This is a genomic window from Sphingomonas sp. JC676 (genome assembly GCF_014489075.1).
In the GTDB taxonomy this organism is placed as follows: Bacteria; Pseudomonadota; Alphaproteobacteria; order Sphingomonadales; family Sphingomonadaceae; genus Sphingomonas.
In genome coordinates this window covers 1-2088 of sequence record NZ_JACTGR010000020.1, presented here as the reverse complement: position 1 = coordinate 2088, position 2088 = coordinate 1, and the positions used below count along the sequence as shown (strand labels likewise).

Sequence of the window (2088 nt, the reverse complement as noted above, 5' to 3'; positions counted from 1 at the left end):
GCCACCCTCCGCATCATCGCTGATCGGGGAAACTCGCTCCCGCGATTACCCCATGTTCGTTCACATAGCCGCCCACCGGCAGCTAACGCCCCAATAGGAGACGTGGTCAGCGTCTAATCGGGAGCGACAAGCGCTGAGGTCGGTAAAAGACCGTATCTAGGTGCCGCGGTTTTTGTGATCTTGTATCCGGTCGGCGTCTCTTGAAGATCGACTGCCAGCGGAAGCGCGCCGGAGGGTAAAATCGGGATTGCTTTGCTGCTCGGCCATCTGTCGCGGATTGCAGCGATCAGACGCGTGCGGAAATTCAACGAACGCTCGGGAACGCGACCCTTCGGGAACGTCAGCCACACCCGACCCTTATGGCCCATATCGTCAACGTCAGCTTCCTGCTCGTCGTCATTCTCTCCGCGCCATACGCCTACGTAAAGCGTCCCATCTGCTTCCGGTGGGAAGTTTTGCGCTTGGGCCTTGAGTTCCTCCCAACGGTCGCTGACGTCATCGACATGTAGGGCCGGATCGGCTGCTGCCTGTTGGCGTAACACTGCAAGAAGGTCGGCGCGATCCGCAGACGTTTGCAACACAACCTCGATCGCGGCGACGGTGCGAACGTTATCCTGAGTTAAGGGCGCGCAGGCCACCAGCAGAGCAAAGGTTGCCGCGTTCCACATTGTTCGAGGCTACCGAAAAGTGCATTTTCGTCAACGGCTGCTAGCCAGCACTTCCGGACACGGGCCGGGCAGATTGCCTCAACGGCTATCGATGTCCCAGTTGTAGACCTCGCCTGACATAGGCACCCTGGCCGATATGACGCCTGATCAAGATGAAGCGCGCCGGGACGAACGGCTACCGCCAGTGGCGAGCCACAAGTCAGGGCCGGAGCCGGAAGAACCGCAGTGAGCGAAACGATCTGGGGTCCGTTGATCACCGGGGCGGTGACGGTTGCTGTTCGGCTGGTTGTTGGTGAGCGGCTTTAGGACGGGCACGATGGAGTTTCCTCAAGCCGGCTTCACCTTGTCGGGTCGACGCAGCAGGCAGCCAGTGCGTTTCTGGCTGACGGCATTGTTCGTGGCCATCCTCACTATTCTCTGTGCCCTGGGCACAATCGGGCAGATATTTTTCCCGTACGGCCTGTGAGTCCGCAAACTAGATACCGGCCAAACTCTTTTTGCTCGTCGCAACGACCGCTTTCCACCACTGCCGGTCATCCGCGGCGACGGATTGCCGCGGCCGCGCCAATGCCCAACTTTGGTGGATAGTCGACATTCATCTATCGCGATACGATCGATGCATGCGTCTAATGACTTCGATCTCATTCGTGGCGGTAATCGCTCCGTTAGCGGCCTGTTCAAACCGCGTAGTTTCGGAAACGCCGTGGTTTCGACAGAGCGTGATGGATGAGAGGCCGAAATTCCGCGACGGCGTGTGGCGCGTCGAAGACCCGCGTTGCAAAGTCAAAGAAACCAAGCCTGTCGAGCGATGGCCGGTGTGCGCGAGTTGGGGCTATTTACGTCACAACCAAAGTCTCACTCCGCAATGGATTGAAGAAGGGAAGGGTCGCAATCGACGCCGGACCTATGGGGCTTGGTCGGTGACAGAGAGTGTTCTCGTTTCCGGTGATCCGGTCATCAGGCAAAGCAATGACTGTTCGCTTGCCGCTGAAAGCGTGGCTTCCGATGGCAATGCTGAGGGGGCGCCGCCGGACTCGTCGGTACCTGCTCGCGAAGTCGGACTTCCGGCCCCGATCCAACAGCCCCACGTCAATTTCTGCTATGAGGCCGTACGCGCCACTGCCTTTGACGGCATGGGCAGTATCACCGCTGCAGAGACATGGCCGGTCCTCTGTGGGCCGTGGCCGCTGGAGGGTGGCAACGTCACCGATCGACCTTGGCAGGGCCTGTCGATCGTTGGCGACAACTGCAACGCTACAAGCGAAGCCGCTCTCCGAGAGGCTGCGAGGCGGAGCCGCGAGGTCGTTCCGGTCGTCAGCGTACATTGGGTTCGCGACGGTTATCGTTGAGCGTGAATGTACGCCTGCTCGACTTCAACCAACCTCCGCTAGTGGGTCGTTAGCTGCCTTTCGCCGGATCG

General features: G+C 59.7%; 3 protein-coding genes. 2 read left to right on the top strand and 1 reads right to left on the bottom strand.

Going from position 1 to position 2088, the window contains the following annotated elements:
* Positions 1-113: 113 nt before the first annotated feature.
* Positions 114-668 carry a hypothetical protein gene (locus IAG41_RS22810; RefSeq protein WP_187731004.1) on the bottom strand — a complete coding sequence of 185 codons (555 nt, stop codon included), beginning with the start codon at positions 666-668 and terminating at the stop codon, positions 114-116.
* A 271-nt stretch (positions 669-939) separates the two neighbouring features.
* On the opposite strand from IAG41_RS22810, the gene IAG41_RS22805 reads away from it, so the two are divergent.
* Together IAG41_RS22805 and IAG41_RS22800 are read left to right on the top strand one after the other, a co-directional pair.
* Positions 940-1134, top strand: a complete 195-nt coding sequence (locus tag IAG41_RS22805) for a hypothetical protein (RefSeq protein WP_187731003.1) — start codon at positions 940-942, stop codon at positions 1132-1134.
* A gap of 163 nt (positions 1135-1297) precedes the next feature.
* Entirely contained in the window at positions 1298-2017 is a 720-nt protein-coding gene (locus IAG41_RS22800) for a hypothetical protein (RefSeq protein ID WP_187731002.1), read from the top strand.
* Positions 2018-2088 lie beyond the last annotated feature (71 nt).